Below are 21,583 nucleotides of genomic sequence, written 5' to 3'. Positions count from 1 at the left end.
CGGCCGCCTAGGGTCGCGGGTTGTCGCCGTGTCCGAGCCTGCGCAAGAATTCGGGATCGTCGTCGGGGCCGATCACGCGAGTCTTGGGTCTGGTCGCCGCCGCCCGTGCCAGCCGCCATCCGACGTAGACCAGGCAGCCCAAGACGAGCAACAGGAGTAGGTAAGCCACTCGAAACCTCCTTTACCTGAATATACGCGTCGTCGGTAGGCTCAGGTGGTGTCAGGAAGTCGTCCGGTGGCCCGGTTGGTCGCCGATGTGTTGGTTTACGTCGGGGCCCGGTTGGCGCTCGTCGCGGTGCTCGCGGGAGTGATCTTCGCAGGCGGCCACCTGCTCGGTGTGCGTGAGTTCCCGATCGTCGTGGCGTTGTTGTTCGCGTTGGTGATCGCGCTGCCGCTGGGCATTTGGTTGTTCCGCCCGTTGCGGGAGCGTGCCACCGCGTCCATCGCGGCCCTCGACGAGCGTCGGCGCACGGACCGGGAGCAGCTTCAAGCCCGGCTGCGCGGCGAGGACCCGAAGTCGTGAGAACCGCCTTCGGCGCCGAATTCGCCGGTGCCGAAGGGTTTCTCAACACACCCACGTTCGGGCTGCCCCCGCAGTTCTTGCTCGACGCCCTGCACGGCTGCCTCGCCGAGTGGCAGGCCGGCACCATGCAACCCGCGTCGTTCGACGAACCCGTGCGCGCCGGGCGGGCCGGTTATGCGCAGCTGGCCGGGGTTCCTGTCGAGTCGGTGGCGATGGCCGGGAACGTCTCGGCGGCACTCGGTCTGGTCGCCGCCGCCGTTCCCGACGGCAGCCGCGTCGCCGTGCTTGCGGGCGAATTCACCAGCACCACCTTCCCGTTCGCGGCGCAGGGCCGCGGCATCACCGTCACCGAGCTGACGCCCACCGAACTCATTGATCGCGCCGCGGACTTCGATGTCGTGTCAGTCAGCCTCGTGCAGTCGGCCAACGGAGCCGTGCTGGATCTTGAGGCGTTGCGCGCGGCGGTGCACGGCGCCGACACCCTCACCGTCGTCGACCTGACGCAGGCCCTCGGCTGGGCATGCCCGGATGTCAGCTGGGTGGATGTCACGGTGGCCGCGGTGTACAAGTGGCTGCTGTCGCCGCGCGGCACCGCGTGGATGTCGTTGAGCGAGCGCGTGGCTGCGACCATGACACCGCATGCGGCCAACTGGTACGCCGGCGAGCAGCCCTGGCAGTCGATCTACGGGCTGCCGCTGCGGTTGGCCGCTGATGCCCGCCGGTTCGACGCCTCGCCGGCCTGGTTCAGTGTGCTGGGTGCGGGGCTGACGCTGCCGTGGCTCGCGTCGCTGGATCAGGTCGCGGTCAAGCAACACGCGGTCGGGCTGGCCAATCGGCTGCGGGCCGAGATCGAGCTGCCCGACCAGGATTCGGCGATCGTGTCGATTCCCATCGCCGATGCGGCAGAGCGGTTGCAGCGGGCCGGGATTCGCGCGTCGATGCGGGCAGGGGCCGTCCGGGTGGGTTTTCATCTGTACAACACCGAGGATGATCTCGAGCGGCTGCTCGACGCGCTGGGCATCGGCCGGTAGCCGTCATCCCGCAAGCTGCGGACGGCGAGTCTCGAGGCAGCCCAGCGGAATCCGTGCCGTCAGCGTGGTCCCGATATCGCGTGGGCTGATCACGCTCAGCTGCCCGCTCAATGCCTCGACCCGGTCGGTGAGTCCGGTCAACCCGGATCCGGCTCCGGTTGTGGCGCCGCCGATGCCGTCGTCACTGATCGACAGGGCCAGTTCGGCTCCCTCGGTGACGGCGCGCACGTCGACGCCGGAGGCTTCGGCGTGTTTGGCGGCGTTGGTCAGCGCCTCGGCGACGACGTAATAGGCGGCCACGCCCACGGATTCGGGCACGGGCCGGGTGATGTCGACGTCGAGATCCACCGGGATCGGGGAGCGCCGGGCCAGCGAACGCAGCGCCGGGCCCAGCCCGCCCTTGGACAGGATCGCCGGGTGAATGCCTCGCGAAACATCCTGCAATTCAGTGGACAACGCCGCCAATCCCGATGCGAGCCGGGCGATGTCGCGGCGCAGCGCGGGCTGATCAGCAGGTACCGCAGCCTCGACGGCCCGCACGGCCAGCCCGAGCGACACCACGCGTTGCTGGGCGCCGTCGTGCAGATCGCGTTCGAATCCGCGTCGCGCCTGATCGGCCGCGGTCACGATTCTGGCCCGCGACGCGGTGAGCGCGGCCCGCGTCTCGGCGTTGCTGATTGCGGTGGCGACCAGGTCGGCGAAATCCCCGACGTGCGCTTCGGTCTCGGCCCCGAACGCGTGGCGTTGCGTCGAACCGGCCACCAGCACGCCGCGCAGTTGTCCGCCGACGATGATCGGCGCACCGACGGCCGAGCGGATCCCGATGGCGCGGATGCGGGCCGCCGTGGCGCCGTCGACCTCGTCGTAGTCGTCGATGCGCGCCGCCGCCCCGGTTTTGGCCACCGCACCGGCCACGCTGCAGCCGTCGAGCCAAAAGTGTTCACCCACATCCAGTTTGGGTGTCCCGACCGGGTCGCGAGAGGCCAGCACCACCGGTGCTGCAGCGTCCTCGTCGAACTGCAACAGCGCCACGTGATCCATACCCAACCCGCCGGCCAGCTCGGTCACCGCCGCGGGGTACACGTCTTCGGGGCCGGATCCGCGGGCCACCAGGGTCGCGACCCGGCGCAGCGCGGCCTGCTGGCCTGCGACCAGATCGGCGGCGCGCCTGCCCGCTCTGGCCTCGATGGTTCGCAGCCGCGCCTGCCCCACCAGCACGTTGATCAAGAACGCCAACGGCAGGAAGATCATCAGCGCCACCGCGTCCTCGGCGTGGGCGGGCAGCATCCCGCCGGTGGTCTGCATGTGGAAGTGCACGTAGGTCGCGGCGCTCGCGAGCGAGGTCGCCACCGCCAACCGGATACCCCAGCCCGCGGAGACCACCAGCACACCGAACAGGAACAGCGCCCCGCATGCGCTGCCCGGGGCCAGTCGGCGCACTACGAGGGACAGCAGCGTCTCGGCGGTGATGAACGCCGCCGCCACCGCGACACCTGCCATCACCGGCGGGGCGCTGGGGCGCAGCAGCAGCGCGAGCATCCGCGCACCCACGGCACGGGAGCGCGCGGGGGACAGCACGGGTAATGCGGTGGCCACACTCACCTACGTAATGACGTGGTGCAGACGCCGATGGTTCAGCTGCGACGGGAATTCCCGCTAGCGGTAATGACGCCGGGGCCCGCCGGTGCGACGCTGTAAGCATGATTGGCCACCGGAGACACCATGCGTTGCCTCATCGTCGATGACAGCGCCGGTTTCCGCGACGCCGCGTGCCGCATGCTGGCCCGCGGCGGCGTCGAGGTCGTCGCGTCCGCGACCAACAGCAGCGAGGCTGTGCGGCTGTGCCGCGAACTGCAGCCCGACGTCGCGGTCGTCGACGTCATGCTCGGCCAGGAAAGCGGGTTCGACCTGGCACAACAGCTGCAGAGCAGCGAGTTGCCGCGGCGGCCCGTCGTGGTCCTGGTCTCCACATACGCCGAGCAGGACCTGACCGAGATGATCGAGAGCAGCCCTGCGGCCGGCTTCCTGCCGAAGTTCGCACTGTCGGCCGCGGCCATCGAGGATCTGGTCGCTACCGCGCTTCCAGGTAGGTGATGACGGCGCGGACCCTGCGGTGATCGTCTGCGGTCTCGGCCAGGTTCAGTTTGGTCAGGATGCTGCGGACGTGCTTTTCCACGGTGCCCTCCGTGACCCACAGCCGCCGCGCGATGCCCGCGTTGGAGCGGCCCTCGGCCATCAGCATGAGCACTTCCTGTTCGCGGGCACTGAGCACCGCGAGCGGATCGTTGCGCCGCCGCGCGGACACCAGTTCGGACACCAGCGCAGGGTCCACCACCGATGCGCCCTTGGCGATGCGCTCCAGTGTCTCCACGAAATCCGCGACATCGGTGACCCGGGACTTGAGCAGGTACCCGATACCGTGGCCGCTGGCAAGCAGCTCGGTGGCGTGTTCGACCTCGACGTGCGCAGAGAGCACGAGAATGCCGGTGTCAGGGGACTCGTCGCGGATGACTTTCGCGGCGTCGAGCCCCTCTGTGCTGTGCGTCGGGGGCATCCTGATGTCGACCACGGCCAGTTGCGGTTTCTGATCCCGAACCTGGGCAAGCAGTTCCGTCGCATCGCCGGCTTGGCCGACCACGTCGAAACCGGACCTCTCGAGCAGGCTCGAGAGGCCTTCCCGAAGCAACACATCGTCGTCTGCCACCACGACCCGCAGCTCACTCATCTCATTGATTCTGCCGTGCCGAATGCCGAGCCCTTCTCCCGGTCCAGGTAGGTGTCAGCCTTGTTCTTGAGGAAGAACAGGTACACCACCAGTGAGATCGCGATGCACAACGTCACGTAGGCGATGAACAGCGGAACCTGATGCTGCTCCTTGAGCGCCTGGTAGATCACCGGCGCGGTGCCGCCGAATATCGAATTGGCCAGGGCGTAGCCAACTCCCACGCCAAGCGCCCGCACATGGGCCGGGAAGAGTTCGGATTTCACCAGCGCATTGATGGAGGTATAGCCCGTCAGCAGCACGTAGCTGACCGCGACGAGCAGGAACGACATGATGGGCGAACGGGTTTGAGGCAGATAGGTGAAGAGCACGTAGGTGTAGACGACGCCGCCGAACCCGAAGAACAGCAACAGCGGTTTGCGCCCCACCTTGTCACTGATGAGCCCGCCGACCGGTTGCAGTGCCATCAGAAAGATCAACCCGATGAGGTTGATCCACGTGGCGGTCATGGCCTGGTCTTTGTAGGTGGTCTTGACGATCGCGGGGGCGTTGACGCTGTAGGCGTAGAACGCGAGGGTGCCGCCCATCGTGATCAGGAAGCACAGCAACAGCGGTTTCCAGTAGCTGGTGAGCAGTTCCCTCATCGACCCGGAGCTGCTGTCCTGCCCGGCCTTGACCGCTGCGAGCTGTTCTTCGGACAGCGATTCGTCCATCGTCCGGCGCAGCCAGAACACCACGACCGCGGCCACGCCACCGACGGCAAATCCGATGCGCCAACCGAATTCGCCGACCTGCGCGGGGCTCAGCACGGTCAGGATGATCAGCAGCGTGAACTGGGCCAGCACGTGGCCGCCGACCAGCGTGACGTACTGGAACGACGAGAAGAAGCCGCGCCGTTCCCGCGTGGCGGCCTCGGACATATAGGTGGCCGACGTGCCGTATTCACCGCCCGTGGCGAAGCCCTGCACGAGCCGACACAGCACCAGGATGATCGGGGCGGCCACACCGATGCTGTCGCGGGCCGGCACCAACGCGATGACCAGCGAACACAACGCCATCAGTGACACACTGAAGGTCAGGGCGGCGCGCCGGCCGCGGCGGTCGGCGTACCGGCCGAAGAACCACGAGCCGATGGGCCGGGTGACGAAGGTGACGGCGAAGATCGCGTAGATGTAGACCGTCGAGTTCTGGTCGGCCGGGTCGAAGAACTGCTTCTCGAAGTACGTCGCGAACACCGTGTAGACGTAGACGTCGTACCACTCGACGAGGTTGCCCGACGAGCCGCGGATCGTGTTCCAGATGGCCCGGCGGGTCGCCGCCCGGCCCGATGGCGGGGGCGGGTGTGCGGTCGAAACGGTCATGCGCGTCTCCAGACGGTCGGCCGGTCTGACTGAGGAGCAACGTTACTTCGATATCGCCCAGCAGACACTCAGGTACCCCGACACGCCGCTCTTCCAGTACCGCCATGTCTGCTCGCGAGGCAACTCAGCCCGCCAACGCGGCGCCGTCGAGATGCCACAGGACCCGGCGCACCAATTCCTCGGGACGCCTGCGGATATCGTCGGATGTCGCAGAGACTGTGGTCCAGCCACACTCCTGCAGCCGAGCGGCCTTCAGCCGGTCGTGTTTGAAGCCTTCGGGTGTGGCGTGCCATGCCACGCTGTCGTATTCGGCGGCCAGTTTCGCGTCGAGCCAGGCGAAGTCCACGCGCCAGCGCTCGCCGTGGCGGTCGATGATCTCGTATTGAAGCTCCGGCGTCGGCACGCACCAGTCGATGAACACCAGCCGCATCTCGCTCTCCATCGGCGACTCGGCGCGGGCGTCGGCGTGAACCAACAGGTCTCGCACCGCAACGATGCCCCTGCGGCCCTTCTGTTCGCGCAGGGCGGCCTCCAATTCCGCTGTGTCGCAAGCGCCGACGTGTAGCGCGGCGTCAAGGACGGCAAGTGCCCGCGGTCGGCGTAGGACGCGGGCGAGCTCTACTGCCGTCCACGCGGGCGCGGTGGCCAGCCGGCCGGAAACGTGCTTCAACGGTGCGCCGACACGCTGATGAACCATGAGCCCGTCGTCGGGTCGGATCCGGCGTCCGGGATCGAGGATGTGGATGCGGTCGTCGTGCTCGGTGGCGAATCCGTAGAGCGCGGCAGCGGTGTTCATGCAGGCCACAATCGGCGTCCCGGTCAGAAGGTCCAGGGCCGCAAGCCGATCGATCGTGTCAGGGACATGGTCTGAGTAGACGCCCCGGCAGACACGCAGGATTTGCCCTGAACGCACAAGGGCCGCAAGCGTCTTGCGCGACATGACCGACCGCAACTGTGCGGTGCTGGCCACTCCGCCGTGGGTGGCGAAGAGGTTCTCGAGATCGATTGCAGCTCTGGGCATCCTTCGATGCTGGCCGCCCCACTGCCTGAGAGTGAAGACGCTGTGGCCAATCTGTGGATAACCGGGTCACCCTTCTTGCCGAGCAGACGCGCAGGCACCCCGACACGCCGGTGTTCGGGTACCCAAATGTCTGCTCGCGCTAGAAACCCCCGCGCTACAAACTCAGCGCCAAAGACACCGCGACGGCCCACACCAGCATCGTCAGGCCGGTGTCGCGCAGCACGGGGATCAGCCCGGCACCACCGCTGCCACCCCGCACGGGCCGGGCCGCGCGCACCGCGAGCGGCGTGGCCAGCAGACCCACCAGACACCACGGGGTGGCGGTGGTCAGCGCCAGCGTTCCGACCAGCGCCACGCCCAGCAACACCTGGTACAGCACCCGCGTGCGGGCGTCACCCAGCCGCACGGCCAGCGTGATCTTGCCGGACTCGGCGTCGGTGGGGATATCCCGCAGATTGTTCGCGACCAGCACGGCCGAGGACAGCGAGCCCATGACCACCGCCATCACCACGCCGACCCAGTCGATCCGCAGCGCCTGGGTGTACTGCGTGCCCAGCACCGCGACCAGACCGAAGAAGATGAAGACCGCGATCTCACCGAGCCCCAGATAGCCGTAGGGCTTCTTGCCTCCGGTGTAGAGCCACGCGCCCGCGATACATACCGCGCCCACGGCGATCAGCCACGGCGCGCTGACCGCGGCGAGCGCCAGGCCCGCGACCGCGCCCACCGCCAAACTCACCAGCGCCGCGGTCAGGACTGCGCGGGGCGACGCCAACCGCGAGCCGACTAGCCGCAGCGGGCCGGATCGCACGTCGTCGGTGCCGCGGATGCCGTCCGAGTAGTCGTTGGCGTAGTTGACGCCGATGATCAGGGCCACCGCGACGGCCAGAGCCAGCAGCGCCTTCCACCACACCGCCGCGCCCAGCCAGGCCGCCGCGCCGGTCCCGGCGATCACGGGGGAGACGGCGTTGGGCAGGGTGCGGGGCCGGGCGCCCTCGATCCACTGAGCGAAACTGGCCACGGCCGCCATCGTATGAGGACTCAAGCGAACAGACCTACACTGGCGGCATGAATGACCGGCTCAGCAAGACTGAGATCAGCAAGGATGTGCTGCAGGAATCCGTCGAAGCCGTGGCGTCGACCGTGGGTGAGGTGACCCACATCATCACGACTGCGGTCAAAGACGTGGCGGCGGCCATCGGCGGCCTGGCCACCGATGCGTTCGAGATCCGCGACAGTGCGCGGAAGGCCCGCGCCCAGCTCGACGACGATCTCGACGTGGACGCCCCCGCAGACGTCGAAGACATCGCAGACGTCGAAGAGGACGTCGTCGAGGTCAAGCCCACCGACGTTCCCGAAACTCAGGACCCCGGCGACAAGACCGACTAGTGCTCGGAGTCGTCGGCGGTAGCGGCTTTTACACGTTTTTCGGGGCGGACGCGCGCAGCGTCAGCCTGGACACGCCTTACGGCGCCCCCAGCGCACCCATCACGGTCGGCACCGTCGGCCAGCATGAGGTGGCGTTCCTCCCGAGACACGGCGTGAATCATGAGTATTCGCCGCATACCGTGCCGTACCGGGCGAACATGTGGGCGCTGCGGGCGCTCGGGGTGCGGCGCATCTTCGGGCCGTGCGCGGTCGGCAGTTTGACGCCCGATCTCGGACCAGGGTCGATGGTGGTGCCCGATCAACTGGTCGACCGCACCAGCGCGCGTCCGGACACCTATTTCGATTCCGGCGGCATCCATGTGAGTTTCGCCGATCCTTACTGTCCGACGCTGCGCGCCGCGGCGGCCGGGCTGCCCGGCGTGGTCGACGGCGGCACCATGGTGGTGATCCAGGGGCCGCGGTTCTCCACGCGCGCCGAGAGCCGGTGGTTCGCGGGCCAGGGCTTCCGTCTGGTCAACATGACCGGCTACCCCGAGGCGGTGCTGGCCCGTGAACTCGAAATGTGTTATGCCGCCATCGCTTTGGTGACCGATCTGGACGCGGGCATCGAAAGCGGCGAAGGGGTGAGAGCGGTCGACGTGTTCGCCGAATTCGAGCGGAACATCGTGCCGTTCAAGAAGTTGGTGCACGAGGCGCTGGAAGCCGTCGACGTCGAGCGGACGTGCACGCACTGCCTGGCCCATGACGGGGTGAAGCTGCCTTTCGAGTTGCCGTGAGGGTTCTGCTCACCGGCGCGGCAGGTTTCATCGGGTCGCGGACGGCGGTCGCCCTGCGGTCCGCGGGCCATGAGGTCGTCGCCGTCGACACCATGCTCGCCGCAGCGCACGGCCCCGGCGCCGAAGCTCCGCCGGAGTGTCACATCGTCGACATCCGGGACCGCGATGCACTCAAACCGTTGCTCGACGGTGTCGACGTGGTGTGCCACCAGGCTGCCGTGGTGGGCGCCGGGGTCGATGCGGCCGACGCGCCGTCGTACGCCGGGCACAACGACTTGGGCACGGCGGTGCTGCTCGCCGAGATGTACGCCGCGGGCTGCACGCGGCTGGTGCTCGCGTCGTCGATGGTGGTGTACGGGCAGGGCGGTTACGACTGTCCTGAGCACGGGCCGGTCGATCCGGCGCCGCGCACGCGCGCGGATCTGGACGCGGGGGTGTTCGAGCACCGTTGCCCGATCGGTGGAGAACCGTTGCGGTGGCGGCTGGTCAGCGAGGACGCGCCGTTGCGCCCCCGCAGCCTCTACGCAGCCAGCAAGACGGCGCAGGAGCATTTCGCGCTGGCCTGGGTGGAGTCCGGCGCCGGGTCCGTGGTCGCGCTGCGCTATCACAACGTCTACGGCCCGAACATGCCGCGCGACACCCCGTACTCGGGCGTCGCGGCCATCTTCCGTTCCCAGCTCGAATCTGGGCAGCAGCCAAGGGTTTTCGAGGATGGCGGGCAGATGCGCGACTTCGTCCACGTCGACGACGTCGCGGCCGCCAACGTCGCCGCGGTCGACGCGGGGTTGGACGGCTTCAACGCGTTCAATGTCTGCTCGGGGCGGCCCATCTCGATCATGGACGTGGCGACCCGGCTCTGTGAGGCCCGCGGGGCGCAGGCGCCCGTCGTCACCGGCCAGTACCGCAGTGGCGACGTCCGCCACATCGTGGCCTCGCCGGCACACGCAGCACAGACGCTCGGTTTCCGGGCCGCGATCGACCCGCGCGACGGTTTGGCCGAGTTCGCGTTCGCGCCGCTGCGGCAACCAACCCACTCTTGACACCCGTCAACTCCACGTGGCAATACTGACGTGGTGAAACCCGCCATCTGTGAGCAGTTCGGCATCGACTTTCCCCTCTTCGCCTTCAGTCACTGTCGTGACGTGGTCGCCGCGGTGACCAACGCCGGAGGCTTCGGCGTCCTGGGCGCCACCGCCTATACGCCTGAGCAGCTGGACCGCGAGCTCAGCTGGATCGACCAGCAGGTGGGCGGCAAACCGTACGGCGCCGACATCATCGTCCCGGCGAAATTCGAGGGCAAGGGCGAGCACCTGTCCCGCAGCCAGCTGGCGGACCGGATCCCCGGCGAATACCGGGATTTCGTGACACAACTGCTCGCCCAGCACGGCATCGAGCCCGACCCCAACCCCCGGCTGGGTGGTTCGTCGTTGTCGGGGGACACCGGGCAGCAGCTCCTCGAGGTCGCGCTGAGCCATCCGATCAAGCTGATCGCCAACGCCCTGGGTGTGCCGCCCGATTACATGATCGACGCGGGGCGTGAACGCGGTGTCCCGGTCGCGGCCCTGGTCGGGGCGCGCGAGCACGCCGTCAAACAGGTGCACGCCGGCGTCGACATGATCATCGCGCAGGGCACCGAGGCTGGCGGTCACTGCGGTGAGGTGTCGACGCTGGTGCTGGTCCCCGAAGTTCTCGATTCGTTGGCCGAGATGGGCAGCACCATTCCCGTGCTGGCCGCAGGCGGCATCGTGACCGGCAGGCAGATGGCGGCCGCCGTGGCGATGGGAGCCGCCGGTGCCTGGACGGGATCGGTGTGGCTGACCACCGAGGAGGCCGAGACGGCGCCGCACACCGTGCAGAAGATGCTTGCCGCCACCTCGCGCGACACAGTGCGCTCGACGGGCCGCACCGGTAAGCCGGCGCGCCAGCTGGTCTCCGAGTGGACCGATGCCTGGCAGCCGAATCCCGCTGGACACCAGACACTTCCGTTGCCGCTGCAGAACATGCTCGCCGAGCCCGTCATTCGCCGCATCGATGTGCTTGCCGCGCAAGGCCATCCGGGTGCCCAAGCGTTGGCGACCTACTTCGTCGGGCAGGGCGTCGGGCTGATGAACAAGGTGAAGCCGGCGCGTGAGGTCGTCCGCGAGTTCATCGAGGACTATGTGGCGGCCACGGAACGGCTGAGCAACAGCCTGCCCGACTAGTGCTGCGGGCGCCCGCCGCCACAGCTGCCGTTGACGGCCGGTCGCACAGTCGCCCCGGCGGCCTGCAGGACGCCGCTGCTGTCCTTGGTGCCGTGGGCTGCCAGGCACACGCCGGTGGCGATCGCCGAAGCGTTTGCGTCGGAACGCTTTTCGTATCGGGTGTTGGCGGTCACGGTCACCGTTGCGGTGCTGTTGTCGGCCTCGGTGACCACGATCGAGTTGCCGTTGACCGATGCGACGGTTCCGGCGACGCCGTGTTGCTGATTGCCGCCCTTGTGCCCGCATTGGTTCCCGGCAGGTTGACCGACGAGGACTGCGGCTGCCGTGACTGTGGGAGCGCTGCTGCTGTCTTTGGTGGGGTGGACCTGGATGCACTCGCCCTGGGTGACGTCGGTGAGCTGTGCGGCGCTGAGCTGGACGATGCGTGTCGACCCCGTGATGTTGATGGTGGCCGGACCCTGTCGTCCCGTCACGTTCACCGTGCCGCCCGATACGGCACTGACCAGTCCGTCCACCCAGTCCTTGCCGTCGTGGCCGCCGGGCGCGGGAGCGGGGGCGGCAGCGGCTGACGTCGGCGTCGAGCCGCTGGTCGCGGAGCTGGGCGCAGACGATGTGCTCGACGAGCCGCATGCGGCCAACGAGAGCGCGGCGAATCCGGCAAGGGCGACGACGGCGTAGGGCGAGGGGCGAGATGTGATGACCATGTGGCCACGGTCCGCGTCACAGCTGTCGATGAGCTCAGCAGTGGATATGAATCCGATGAGTGTGCGCTAGTCGACGAGCGCCAACGGCAAGCGCACCTCGAACCGTGCCCCGGTGTCCAGATTGCGTGCCGAGAGCGTGCCGCCGTGCGCCTGGACCAGGCCCGCGGCAATGGTCAGCCCCAGCCCCGAACCGCTCGGCAGTGACGAATCCGCGCGGGGCACACGGCCGTTGGAGCCTCGATAGGCAACGTCGAAGACGCGCGGCAGGTCGGCCTCGTCGATGCCGACGCCGGTGTCGTCGACGTGCGCCCATGCGCAGGCGGCGTCCGCGCCGAGGGTCAGCGTCACGGCCCCGCCCTCGGGGGTGTGTGCGATGGCGTTGGCCACCAGGTTCGACAACACCCGCACCAGGGCACGGTCACTGCCCAGGACCCGCACAGGCTGCGCCGGCAGTTCGGCCGTCAACCGCACGCCTGCGCGGCCTGCCGCTATCCGGTGCGCCGAGATCACGTCGGCCACCACCTCGTCGAGGGCCACCTGCTCGCGCACCGGTTGCACCGAACCCGCGTTGATCTTCGACATCTCGAACAGGTCGTCGACCATCTCCGAGAGCCGGATCGATTCTTGCTCAATGTGTTTGGCGTGGGTTCTGACCTCGTCGTCGGTGACCACGCCGTCGGCGATGGCCTCGGAGACGGCACGGATACCGGCCAGCGGAGTACGCAGATCGTGGCTGACGAACGCCACCAATTGGCGTCGCGAATGCTCTGCGGCGCGCTCCGAATCGCGGATCTCCTGTTCCCACACCGTGCGCCGGGCCTGGTAGCGGGCCAGCATGACGGCCGCGGGGATGGTCACCACCGACACGATCACCAGCACCACCGCGGTCTGCTCGAACGTCTCGGTGATCATGAACCCGCTGGCGCCGAGCACCCCGGTGAACGTGGCCAGTGTCGGGATCAGCACCAGCACCACCATGCTCACCGCCAGCGACCAGGACCGCGCAAACCGGATGATGATCGCCCCGGCCAGCACCACCGGCAGCGAGCAGGCCAGCGCCCATCCGATGATCTCAGCGAGGTTCTGCACTACAGCCTCTGATCTTCGCGCAAGCGCTCATCTACACCCTCTGATCTTCGCGCAAGCGCTCATCACCACTCCACAGGTAGCCGCGTCCCCACACCGTCTGGATCCGGTGTTGATCGCCGAGCTTGGACCGTAGCCGCTTGATGTGCACCGTCACGGTGGACAGGTCGCCGAAGTCCCAGCGCCACACCCGTTTGAGCAGATCCTCGCGAGAGAACACGGTGTCGCTGTTGGTCAGCAGGAACACCAGCAGATCGAACTCGCGGTTGGTCAGGCTCACCGGGCGCCCCGCCAAGGTGACCGAGCGTGCGGCGGTCGATACGTGCAGATCGTCGACGGAGAGCTCCGCGGGCACTGACCCAACGGGCCCGGAGCTGCGCCGCAGCAGCGAGCGCACCCGCAACGCCAGTTCACGGGGGCTGAACGGCTTGGTCAGATAATCGTCGGCGCCGGCCTCCAGCCCGGCGATGCGGTCGTCCTCTTCGCCGAGCGCGGTCAGCAGGATCACCGGCATGCTGTAGTCGCCGTCGCGCCGCAGGTCTCGGCACAGCGACAGGCCGTCGGAACCCGGCATCATCACGTCGAGCACCGCGACGTCGATCTGCACGGTGTCCAGCAGCCGCATGGCTTCGGTGCCGTCGTGCGCGACCGAGACGTCGAGCCCGTCGCGTTCCAGATAGCGCCGCACCACGTCGCGCACCACGGTGTCATCGTCGGCGATGAGTACCCGGGTCATTGTTCGAGGTTACTGCGGCAGCGCCTCGACCTGCGGCTATGTCACGGTTTCGTCATGGTTGGCCGCTGGCCACGGCGGCGGGCGCGGCCTACCGTCAGAAACCATGGCCCCCGAACCGGCGCTCGTCACCGTGGTGCTGCCGTGTCTGGACGAGGAGCAGTCGCTGCCCGGTGTGCTCGCCGCGCTGCCCGACGGGTACCGGCCGTTGGTCGTCGACAACAACAGCACCGACCGCACGGCCGAGGTGGCCCGCTCGCTCGGCGCCGCGGTGGTGGCCGAGCCACGCCCCGGGTACGGCTCTGCGGTGCATGCGGGGGTGGTGGCGGCCGCGACGCCGATCGTGGCAGTGCTCGACGCCGACGGCTCGCTGGACCCGCGGGAGTTACCCACGCTCATCGCGGAACTGGATCGCGGCGCCGATCTGGTGATCGGCAGGCGCAGGCCGGTCGCCGGCTTGCGCTGGCCGTGGCATGCCCGGCTCGGCACGGCGGCGGTGTGCTGGCGGCTGCGGCAGCGGTACCGGTTGCCGGTGCACGACATCGCGCCGATGCGGGTGGCCCGACGCGACGCGCTGATCGGTCTCGGCGTGACGGATCGCCGCTCGGGCTATCCACTGGAACTGTTGGTTCGCGCGGGGCAGGCGGGTTGGCGCGTGGTTGAGCGGGACGTGACCTATGGGCCGCGCACCGGAGGTCAGTCCAAGGTGAGCGGATCGGTGCGGGGCAGTGTGATTGCCGCAGTGGACTTCTGGCGGGCGATCACATGAAACCCGTTGTGGTGCTGGTGGTTGCGAAGGCGCCGGTTCCGGGTCTTGCCAAGACCCGGCTGGCCGCCGGAATCGGCGCCGAGGCCGCGGCCGAGATCGCTGCAGCAGCGCTGCTGGACACCCTCGACGCGGCGGCCGCCGCCGCCGTCCAGGCCCGCGTGGTGGCGCTGACCGGTGACCTCGGGCAGGCCCGCCGCTGCCACGAGATACGCGCCCGGCTAGCGGATTTCATCGTCGTACCCCAGCGTGGTCGGAACTTCGCCGAACGGCTTGCCAACGCTCACGCCGACGCCGCCGCGGCGACCGGGCTGCCGGTGCTGCAGATCGGGATGGACACGCCACAGGTCAGCGCTGCCCTGCTCGACGGGTGCGCAGACGCCCTGTCCGACGCCGACGCGGTGCTCGGCATGGCCCGCGACGGCGGGTGGTGGGTGCTCGGTGTGCAGGACAGCCGCACGGCGGCGTGCCTCGCCGATGTCGAGATGTCGACACCGCAGACCGGAGCAGAAACCCTTGCCGCACTGCGTAACACCGGTGCGGCGGTGACCCTGACCGCCGAGCTGGCCGACTTCGACACTGTCGACGACATCGGCGAGGTGCGCGGGGCCTGCGCTCTCGACAGCCGGTTCGTCCGAGCGACCCAGGGGATGTGACATGCACGGACAGCTCTACGACCAGGCGCTCGACGGGGAACAGTGCTGGATCCGGCGCGCCGACGGCGGCATGCGGCATCTGCCGGTGTACAGCTGGCTGGGCGGCTGCAGGGCAAACGGCCGGTTCGACAGCAGGTTCGACGAAACCATCGTGAACCTGTGCGCCGGGCCGACGCTCGATCTCGGTTGTGGGCCGGGGCGGTTGGTCGCGGGCCTGGTGCGGCGGGGGCTGCCCGCCCTCGGCGTCGACTTGTCCCGCACCGCCACCGAATTGGCCCGGGGCAGTGGCGCACCGGTGCTGTGCCGAGATCTGTTCGCACCGCTGCCCGGTACCGGCCGATGGCAGACGGTGCTGCTGGCCGACGGTAACGTCGGGCTCGGCGGTGACCCGTGGCGAGTGTTGCAGCGAGCCGGCGAGCTGCTGCGCCGGGGCGGCCGATGCCTGGTCGAATTCGACACGGTGGCAACCGGAGTCGACGCGGCATGGGTCCGGCTGGAGTCGGTGAACAGCATCGGTCCCTGGTTCCGCTGGGCGACGGTCGGTTTGGACTGCGCGGGGCAGCTGGCCGACGACGTCGGCCTCGCGGTGACGGCCACCCATCCGGTCGGCACCCGGGTGATCGCGGTCTTGGAAACGGCATGAGTACCGTGACGCTGTGCGGCACGGCCGTGACCGTCCGGGTCGGGGCGGCACTCGGCGTCGCGGTGGCGGTCTGCTTCGTGACGGGACTGATCAGCCATTTCATCCAGCACCCGCAGCCCTGGTTTTTCTGGCCCACCCGGCCGGTGTGGCTGTACCGGTTGACCCAAGGCCTGCACGTGATCTCGGGTATCGCCGCCATCCCGCTGCTGGTGGTCAAGCTGTGGTCGGTGTGGCCCAAGCTGTTCGAACGCCCACTGATCGGTGGGCTCGTGCGCCAGGTGGAGCGGCTGTCGATCCTGGTTCTGGTCGGCGCCATGCTGTTTCAGCTCTCCACCGGGCTGATGAACATCGCGCAGTGGTACGCCTTCAAGTTCTTCTTCACCACCGCGCACTACGCCATGGCCTACGTCGCCGCAGGAGCAGTTCTCGTACACCTCGCGGTCAAACTGCCGGTGATCCGCCGGGCACTCGACGAGCCGCTCGAGTCGCCCGAGCACGCGCCGCCAGGGCCCACCCGGCGCACCGTGCTGCGCGGCACCTGGCTGGCGGTCGCGCTCGCGACGATCGCGACCGCGGGGCAGACGGTACCGTTGCTGCGCCGGGTGTCGGTGCTCGCACCGCGATCCGGGCAAGGGCCGCAGGCGGTTCCGGTGAACCGGTCCGCGATCGCGGCCGGTGTGCTGCGCAGCGCCACCTCGCCCGAATACCGGCTGACGGTGACCAGAGGAGCTGTGGTGCGTACCTTCACCGTCGCCGAGCTCGCGGCCCTGCCGCAGACCACCCGAAGGTTGCCGGTGGCGTGTGTCGAGGGCTGGAGCGTCGACGCGGAATGGGCCGGGGTGGTGCTGGCGGATCTGATCGCCACGGTCGGTGGCGGCGCGGACTCCGACGTGCGGATGATCTCACTCGAACCGCCGGGGCCGTACTCCCGCACAGTATTGCCGGCTCGGCATGCCCGCGACAGTGCGACCCTGATCGCGTTGCGACTGAACGGAGAACCCCTGGACCTCGACCACGGTTACCCGTGCCGGCTGATCGCCCCGAGCAGACCCGGTGTGCTGCAGACGAAATGGCTGTCCCGGATCGAGGTGGTGGGATGAGAGCGATGCGGCTGCTGCTGGCGATGGTCGGAATCGGACTGGGCGCCTACGGTGCGTTGCTGGTGTGGGAGAACCCGCCGGTGATCATCGTCCGGATCCTGGTGTGGGCGCTCGTCGCCGTCGTCGTGCACGACTTCGTCTTCGCCCCGCTGTGCGCGGCGCTGGGTTGGATGGGGCACCGGCTGATTCCCGCGGGTTCGCGATCACCCATCGGTGTGGCGGTGTTGTGCAGCGTGGTGCTCGTGCTGCTGGCGATCCCGGTGTACGGCCGGCCCGGTATGCGCCCCGACAACTCGACGGTGTTGGACCGCGATTATCCACTCGGACTGGCGGTTTCCCTCGCTGTGGTGTGGTTGAGCGTGCTGGGGTACGGCTTGCTGAAGCGCGTGCTACCAGTTGGTGAGGATGACATGGTTGAGCACAAGAGCGCCGAGCACGTTGACCGCCAGCCAGAGTCGCGCTGAACGCGGCGGCAAGAACGCGCCCGCGGCGGTGAGCCACACCGTGAACGGCAGCCAGATGCGTTCGGTCTCGGCCTTGCTCAACATGCTGAGATCGGCGAACAGGATCGCCACCAGCGCGCCGATCAGCACCAGCCGCAGTCCCGGTTGTCGCCGAATCGCGGACACGTCGAACAGCCGGCCCATCCCAGCCACGCTGCCCAACCCGATGGCACACACCACCGAGGCCAGGTTGGCCCACGACCAGTACTGGAACGGCCGATTGGCAGCGATGCCGCCCCAATAGCGTTGCTGCACCAGGGTGTAACCATCGAACCACCAGAACCCCGCGGCGAGGAACACCGCCACCACGGCCAGCGCCGCCACCGCGGCAGGTACCAGCACCCGCAGCGCGGACCGCCAATCGGACGCGGTGAGCAGCACGGCCAGGGCGGGGAGCGCCATCAGGATCAGCCCATAGTTCAGGAAGATGCCCCAGCCCAGCAGGAGCCCGGCGCCGAGCCCCCACGCCATGTGGTGGCGGCCGTGTACCGCCAAGGCCAGCAAGGCGATACCCCACGCGGCGACACCTGTGAAATACCCGTCGGCCGACACCGCGAACCAGATGGCCGTCGGCGCCACTGCCACGAACGGCGCGACCCGCCGAGCCGTGGCTTCGTCGGTGAGCGCACGCGCTGCGACGACGATCGCCGCGGCGGCACTGGATCCGACCAGCAGGCACAGCAACCCGGCCCACGCGCCGCCGCCCAGTCCTAGGCGGTCCAGCCACACAAAGGTCAGCAGCGCACCCGGCGGATGCCCGGACACATGGGTTATCCACGAATCAGGCTGATGGCCGGGGATTCTCGACGAGAACGTGCGCAGCGCCTCAGGAATGTCGGTGATGGTCGGCACCTGGTTCAGGTACTCGTGCGGCGCGGTGAGCCGGCCCGCGAAGCCACGCTGCCAGCCGTCGATCATGGCCAGCGAGAACGCCCATGTGCCCGATACTGCCCACGCCGCGACGGGCAGAGCCCGCCACGGAAGCCGCTGTGCCAGTGCCGGACCCCACCACACGGCGGCTGCCGCGATGGCGATCGCCGGGCCGGTGCCCCAACCGACGTGCGCGTTCCACCAGCCGAAAATCGGTGCGGTGTCGGCGAAGCTGTGAATCTGCGCGGCCGTGCTGTTGATCAGCGGGGTGACGATACCCAAGTGCAGGTGCGGCACCACGAACGCTGCGACCACCAGGACCAGACCGATGACCACCGCGACAGCTTCCCGGCGTCCGATCTGCATGCGCTCAAGCCTAAACGGGCGAGGCGCGGCCGCGTCTGACCATTCGGTGACGTCGTTCACCCAATTTCCGGTGGCGACTATCCCGATTCAGATGGGATCGTGGGCGACGTGAACACCGACGTACTCTTCTGCGGCACTGACCTGGCGGCCCGCATCGAGCGGGCCGAGACGCAGCTCATCGTCGCCGCGACGCATGCAGCGGCGAGCCGCGGCGCCGACGTGCTCGCGGTGCCGGTGGCCGGCGGATACGCCTGTTTTGCCGAACCCCACTCACCGCTGAACAAGGTGGTGGGCCTCGGCTTCGACGGGGTGCCGGACACTGCGCTGCTCGGTGAGGTCGAACACATGATGGCCGGCCGCGGTGCGGCCACCCAGGTGGAGTTGTCCACTCTGGCGGATCCGGCGATCGCGGCGATGCTGACCGCACGGGGGTACCACGTGGCCGGGTTCGAGGACATTCTCGGGCGGGTACCGACGGGCGACGAGCAGTCGGTGCCAGGTGTCGAGGTTCGTCGCGCCGATGATCTGACGGCGTGGGTGGATGTGGTGGTCGACGGGTTCGCCCACCCGGACGGTGTCGGTGTGCCCAGCCATGAGGAGTTCCCGCGCGATGTCATCGAGCGCGTTGAGCGGGACATGGAAAAGGCGGGCGCCGCAGCGTATATCGCGTTGTGCGACGGCGCGGTGGCCGGCGGTGGCAGCGCCCGCTTCGCCGACGGCGTAGCCCAGCTCACCGGTGCTGCGACGGCCCCGGCGTACCGCAGACGCGGCGTGCAGACGGCGCTGCTCGCCGCCCGGCTGGCCGACGCCGCGGCCGCGGGCTGTGACATCGCCGTCGTGACCACCGCACCCGGTTCGCAATCCCAGCAGAACGTGCAGCGGCGCGGCTTTCAATTGCTCTACACCCGCGCGGTGCTGGTGAAATCCGCTGTCTAATAGAGGATTTTGCGCAGGTTGTCTTCGCTGTAGTAGTCGTCGAGTTCGCGCTGGCTCAGGTCCGGCTTGAACGCCCTGGCCAGTTGCGCCACGCTGGGCACAGCCGTCGGGTTCCAGGATTCGGGTTTCCACGCGTCAGAGCGCAAGAATGCCTTGGCGCAGTGGAAGAAAACCTCCTCGACGGCGATCTCCAGGGCGAGGATGGGCCGCTTGCCGTCGACCACCAGAGCGTCGAAATAGTCTGCGTCGGAAAGGATCTTGGCGGTGCCGTTGATCCGCAGGGTGTCGCCGCGGCCGGGAATCAGGAACACCGTGCCGACATGCGGGTTCTGGAGCACGTTGAGATACCCGTCGACCCGTTTGTTGCCCGGCCGCTCGGGGATGGCGATGGTGGTGTCGTCGATGATGTGCACGAAACCGGGCGGGTCACCCTTGGGGGAGACGTCGACGCGGCCGTCGGCGTCGGTGGTGGCCACGAAGCCCAGCGGGGAGTGCATCAGCCAGTCCTGCTGGACCTCGGAGAGTCGCGGCGACACCTTGTTGGCCACGTACGTGTTGGGGAACCCGACGATGGCACGCAGCTGGTCTACCGATGTCACTTCCTGGGGCATGTATCCATGATGCCCAAGTCGGCAAGCGTCTTGTCCGGCCCGTGGCGGGATCAGCCGAAGCGGCGCGCGAGCGCTCGACGGTCGAGCTTGCCGATGCCGCGCCGCGGTAGTTCGTCGACGACGTGGATCTCCCGAGGCGCCGCGGTCGCATCGAGCGTCTTGGCCACGTGGGCGCGCAACTCGGCCACTTGTGGCGCGGCAGCGGAGGACAGCACCACCGCGGCCACCACCCGCTGGCCGAGTCGTTCGTCGGCGACGCCGAACACCGCACAGTCGGCGATCGCCGGGTGCGTCGCCAGCGCTGACTCGACGAGCTGCGGCAGCACGGTCAGCCCGCCCGTGCTGATCGCGTCGTCGACCCGTCCCAGCACGCGCAGGACCCCCGAATCATCCACGGCGCCAATGTCATCGGTGCGGAACCACCCTGGCTCGGCGAACGGGTCCGGGCTGATCGGGTTGCGGTAGCCCTTCGCCACGGTGGCACCGCCCAGCACGATGCGGCCGTCGACGATGCGCACGGCCACCCCGTCGAGGGCCACCCCGTCGTACACGCAACCGCCCGCGGTTTCGCTCATCCCGTATGTCCGCACCACCGTGATGCCGGCTGCCGCGGCCCGTTCGGCAACACCTGCGGGCATCGGGCCACCACCGATGAGCACCGCGTCGAGTTCGGCGAGCGCGGCGGCCGCGCCTGCGTCGCGCAGCGCCTTGTCGAGCTGCACCGCGACCAGCGACGCATATCTGCGCCCGGAGCCCATCGCCGCAACCGCGCCGGGCAGGTCGCCGACGTCGAAGGACGGGGCGATCGACACCGGTGTGGTGCCGGCGACAACGCTGCGGATCAGGACCTGCAGCCCCGCGATGTGGTAGCCCGGCAGGGCCAGCAACCAACACCCGGTGCCACCGAGCCGGTGATGGGTGGCCTCGGCGCTGGCTCGCAATGCGGCCGCGGTCAGCAGTGCTCCCTTGGGTGCGCCGGTGGTGCCCGAAGTCGACACCACCACTGCGACGTCGTCATCGATCGGGGAGCCGGCGCGCAGCGCCGTGGTGAGCAGCGAGGCCTGGCGGTCGTCGGCTGCGGGAACCGGAAGGATCGCCGCATCCCGGCCGGCCAGCACGTTATCCAGCACCGGCAGAAGTGGCGCCGCTTCGCGGACGCTGATCGGGCGCAGGGTGGCTATGCCGACCCCTCGGTACCGTCGGGGCGCTCATCGCCGCTCTCGCTGTCGCGTGGATCGTCCAGCGGCCAGCCCTTGGCGGCCAGCCGCTCGCGGACCCGTTCGACGTCTTCGGCGCGGGGCAGCTCATCGGTGATCTGGGTGATCTGCACCCCGATGTCGAACTTGTCGAACTCTCCACGGTCGATGAGGTCTTGGGCGACGGCCTTGACCTCGTCGTTGGTGAGACGGCGCGCCAGCAGTGCCAGCAGGGGCACCCGATCGGCGTCGGGCACTCCCTCCGGATAGCCGGACTTGAGCCAAGCCGCGATCTTGGCGAGGAAGGTGTTCACTGCGGCAACTCCTGATGGGGGACCGGGCGGGGATCCCGGGAACTGCGACGGAGACTGCATCGATGGTAGTGCCGT

At 68.7% G+C, this 21,583-nt stretch carries 26 protein-coding genes; 13 read left to right on the top strand and 13 right to left on the bottom strand.

Features of this window, described 5'->3' with window-relative positions; genetic code table 11:
- Positions 1-7: 7 nt before the first annotated feature.
- A complete protein-coding gene (locus tag A5784_RS38245) occupies positions 8-169 on the bottom strand; it encodes a hypothetical protein (RefSeq protein WP_156750517.1) in 162 nt (53 codons plus the stop codon).
- Positions 170-217: 48 nt separating this feature from the next.
- On the opposite strand from A5784_RS38245, the gene A5784_RS12435 reads away from it, so the two are divergent.
- Positions 218-523, top strand: coding sequence for a DUF4229 domain-containing protein (locus tag A5784_RS12435; protein ID WP_064945297.1), 306 nt, complete (start codon positions 218-220; stop codon positions 521-523).
- Entirely contained in the window at positions 520-1,554 is a 1,035-nt protein-coding gene (locus A5784_RS12430) for an aminotransferase class V-fold PLP-dependent enzyme (protein WP_064945208.1), read from the top strand. The genes A5784_RS12435 and A5784_RS12430 overlap by 4 nt, the downstream gene beginning before the upstream one ends.
- A 3-nt stretch (positions 1,555-1,557) precedes the next feature.
- Here the strand turns inward: A5784_RS12430 and A5784_RS12425 are convergent, their stop codons facing one another.
- Entirely contained in the window at positions 1,558-3,093 is a 1,536-nt protein-coding gene (locus tag A5784_RS12425) for a GAF domain-containing sensor histidine kinase (RefSeq protein ID WP_082944810.1), read from the bottom strand.
- Positions 3,094-3,276: 183 nt separating this feature from the next.
- Between A5784_RS12425 and A5784_RS12420 the strand changes: the two genes are divergently transcribed.
- Positions 3,277-3,648 carry a response regulator gene (locus A5784_RS12420; RefSeq protein WP_064945207.1) on the top strand — a complete coding sequence of 124 codons (372 nt, stop codon included), beginning with the start codon at positions 3,277-3,279 and terminating at the stop codon, positions 3,646-3,648.
- Here the strand turns inward: A5784_RS12420 and A5784_RS12415 are convergent.
- The 4 genes from A5784_RS12415 to A5784_RS12400 all read right to left on the bottom strand — a co-directional run bounded on the left by A5784_RS12415 (position 3,626) and on the right by A5784_RS12400 (position 7,679).
- The gene (locus A5784_RS12415) at positions 3,626-4,279 is read right to left on the bottom strand and encodes a response regulator (RefSeq protein WP_064945206.1); all 654 of its coding nucleotides are present in this window, start codon (positions 4,277-4,279) and stop codon (positions 3,626-3,628) included. The two genes, A5784_RS12420 and A5784_RS12415, sit on opposite strands and share 23 nt — an antisense overlap.
- Positions 4,276-5,637, bottom strand: coding sequence for an MFS transporter (locus tag A5784_RS12410; RefSeq protein ID WP_064945205.1), 1,362 nt, complete (start codon positions 5,635-5,637; stop codon positions 4,276-4,278). Before A5784_RS12410 ends, A5784_RS12415 begins: the two co-directional genes overlap by 4 nt.
- A gap of 124 nt (positions 5,638-5,761) precedes the next feature.
- Positions 5,762-6,658, bottom strand: a complete 897-nt coding sequence (locus A5784_RS12405; protein ID WP_064945204.1) for a type IV toxin-antitoxin system AbiEi family antitoxin domain-containing protein — start codon at positions 6,656-6,658, stop codon at positions 5,762-5,764.
- Between the two features lie 154 nt (positions 6,659-6,812).
- Positions 6,813-7,679 carry a 1,4-dihydroxy-2-naphthoate polyprenyltransferase gene (locus A5784_RS12400; RefSeq protein WP_064945295.1) on the bottom strand — a complete coding sequence of 289 codons (867 nt, stop codon included), beginning with the start codon at positions 7,677-7,679 and terminating at the stop codon, positions 6,813-6,815.
- Positions 7,680-7,726: 47 nt separating this feature from the next.
- Here A5784_RS12400 and A5784_RS12395 point away from each other — a divergent pair, with 47 nt between their 5' ends.
- Genes A5784_RS12395 through A5784_RS12380 form a run of 4 tightly spaced genes read left to right on the top strand, consistent with a single transcriptional unit; the run spans position 7,727 to position 11,024 of the window.
- Positions 7,727-8,047 (top strand): hypothetical protein, encoded by a 321-nt coding sequence (locus A5784_RS12395; protein WP_064945203.1) that lies wholly within the window; start codon positions 7,727-7,729, stop codon positions 8,045-8,047.
- Positions 8,047-8,823 carry an S-methyl-5'-thioadenosine phosphorylase gene (locus A5784_RS12390; RefSeq protein WP_064945202.1) on the top strand — a complete coding sequence of 259 codons (777 nt, stop codon included), beginning with the start codon at positions 8,047-8,049 and terminating at the stop codon, positions 8,821-8,823. The genes A5784_RS12395 and A5784_RS12390 overlap by 1 nt, the downstream gene beginning before the upstream one ends.
- A complete protein-coding gene (locus tag A5784_RS12385; RefSeq protein WP_064945201.1) occupies positions 8,820-9,863 on the top strand; it encodes an NAD-dependent epimerase/dehydratase family protein in 1,044 nt (347 codons plus the stop codon). Before A5784_RS12390 ends, A5784_RS12385 begins: the two co-directional genes overlap by 4 nt.
- Positions 9,864-9,896: 33 nt before the next feature.
- A complete protein-coding gene (locus tag A5784_RS12380; RefSeq protein ID WP_064945294.1) occupies positions 9,897-11,024 on the top strand; it encodes an NAD(P)H-dependent flavin oxidoreductase in 1,128 nt (375 codons plus the stop codon).
- On the opposite strand, the gene A5784_RS12375 is transcribed toward A5784_RS12380, so the two are convergent.
- The 3 genes from A5784_RS12375 to A5784_RS12365 form a co-directional block, all read right to left on the bottom strand.
- Positions 11,021-11,728, bottom strand: coding sequence for a DUF5666 domain-containing protein (locus A5784_RS12375; RefSeq protein WP_064945200.1), 708 nt, complete (start codon positions 11,726-11,728; stop codon positions 11,021-11,023). The genes A5784_RS12380 and A5784_RS12375 overlap by 4 nt on opposite strands.
- A gap of 66 nt (positions 11,729-11,794) precedes the next feature.
- Positions 11,795-12,817: a sensor histidine kinase gene (locus A5784_RS12370; RefSeq protein ID WP_064945199.1), complete on the bottom strand. Its 1,023-nt coding sequence runs from the start codon at positions 12,815-12,817 to the stop codon at positions 11,795-11,797.
- 31 nt (positions 12,818-12,848) lie between these two features.
- The gene (locus tag A5784_RS12365) at positions 12,849-13,550 is read right to left on the bottom strand and encodes a response regulator transcription factor (protein ID WP_064945198.1); all 702 of its coding nucleotides are present in this window, start codon (positions 13,548-13,550) and stop codon (positions 12,849-12,851) included.
- A gap of 103 nt (positions 13,551-13,653) precedes the next feature.
- Here A5784_RS12365 and A5784_RS12360 point away from each other — a divergent pair, with 103 nt between their 5' ends.
- The 5 genes from A5784_RS12360 to A5784_RS12340 are packed head-to-tail and all read left to right on the top strand — an operon-like array spanning position 13,654 to position 17,176.
- On the top strand, positions 13,654-14,316 hold the full coding sequence (locus A5784_RS12360) for a glycosyltransferase family 2 protein (protein WP_064945197.1): 663 nt from the start codon (positions 13,654-13,656) through the stop codon (positions 14,314-14,316).
- The gene (locus A5784_RS12355; RefSeq protein ID WP_064945196.1) at positions 14,313-14,969 is read left to right on the top strand and encodes a TIGR04282 family arsenosugar biosynthesis glycosyltransferase; all 657 of its coding nucleotides are present in this window, start codon (positions 14,313-14,315) and stop codon (positions 14,967-14,969) included. Before A5784_RS12360 ends, A5784_RS12355 begins: the two co-directional genes overlap by 4 nt.
- A 1-nt stretch (position 14,970) precedes the next feature.
- The gene (locus A5784_RS12350; RefSeq protein WP_064945195.1) at positions 14,971-15,612 is read left to right on the top strand and encodes a methyltransferase domain-containing protein; all 642 of its coding nucleotides are present in this window, start codon (positions 14,971-14,973) and stop codon (positions 15,610-15,612) included.
- A complete protein-coding gene (locus A5784_RS12345) occupies positions 15,609-16,712 on the top strand; it encodes a molybdopterin-dependent oxidoreductase (protein WP_064945194.1) in 1,104 nt (367 codons plus the stop codon). Before A5784_RS12350 ends, A5784_RS12345 begins: the two co-directional genes overlap by 4 nt.
- Complete coding sequence (locus A5784_RS12340; protein WP_064945193.1) at positions 16,709-17,176, top strand: hypothetical protein; 468 nt, start codon at positions 16,709-16,711, stop codon at positions 17,174-17,176. Before A5784_RS12345 ends, A5784_RS12340 begins: the two co-directional genes overlap by 4 nt.
- On the opposite strand, the gene A5784_RS12335 is transcribed toward A5784_RS12340, so the two are convergent.
- Positions 17,102-18,451 carry a glycosyltransferase family 39 protein gene (locus A5784_RS12335; RefSeq protein WP_064945192.1) on the bottom strand — a complete coding sequence of 450 codons (1,350 nt, stop codon included), beginning with the start codon at positions 18,449-18,451 and terminating at the stop codon, positions 17,102-17,104. The genes A5784_RS12340 and A5784_RS12335 overlap by 75 nt on opposite strands.
- 108 nt (positions 18,452-18,559) lie before the next feature.
- On the opposite strand from A5784_RS12335, the gene A5784_RS12330 reads away from it, so the two are divergent.
- On the top strand, positions 18,560-19,387 hold the full coding sequence (locus A5784_RS12330) for a GNAT family N-acetyltransferase (protein WP_156750516.1): 828 nt from the start codon (positions 18,560-18,562) through the stop codon (positions 19,385-19,387).
- Here the strand turns inward: A5784_RS12330 and A5784_RS12325 are convergent.
- The 3 genes from A5784_RS12325 to A5784_RS12315 are packed head-to-tail and all read right to left on the bottom strand — an operon-like array spanning position 19,384 to position 21,508.
- Positions 19,384-19,998, bottom strand: coding sequence for a pyridoxamine 5'-phosphate oxidase family protein (locus tag A5784_RS12325; RefSeq protein ID WP_064945190.1), 615 nt, complete (start codon positions 19,996-19,998; stop codon positions 19,384-19,386). The genes A5784_RS12330 and A5784_RS12325 overlap by 4 nt on opposite strands.
- A 50-nt stretch (positions 19,999-20,048) precedes the next feature.
- Positions 20,049-21,128, bottom strand: a complete 1,080-nt coding sequence (gene menE / locus A5784_RS12320) for an o-succinylbenzoate--CoA ligase (RefSeq protein ID WP_502687510.1) — start codon at positions 21,126-21,128, stop codon at positions 20,049-20,051.
- Between the two features lie 47 nt (positions 21,129-21,175).
- Positions 21,176-21,508, bottom strand: a complete 333-nt coding sequence (locus A5784_RS12315) for a DUF3349 domain-containing protein (protein ID WP_064945189.1) — start codon at positions 21,506-21,508, stop codon at positions 21,176-21,178.
- Between the last annotated feature and the right edge of the window lie 75 nt (positions 21,509-21,583).

The sequence above is a fragment of the Mycobacterium sp. 852013-50091_SCH5140682 genome, assembly GCF_001665685.1.
GTDB lineage: Bacteria > Actinomycetota > Actinomycetes > Mycobacteriales > Mycobacteriaceae > Mycobacterium.
This window is presented reverse-complemented; position numbering and strand designations above follow the sequence as displayed.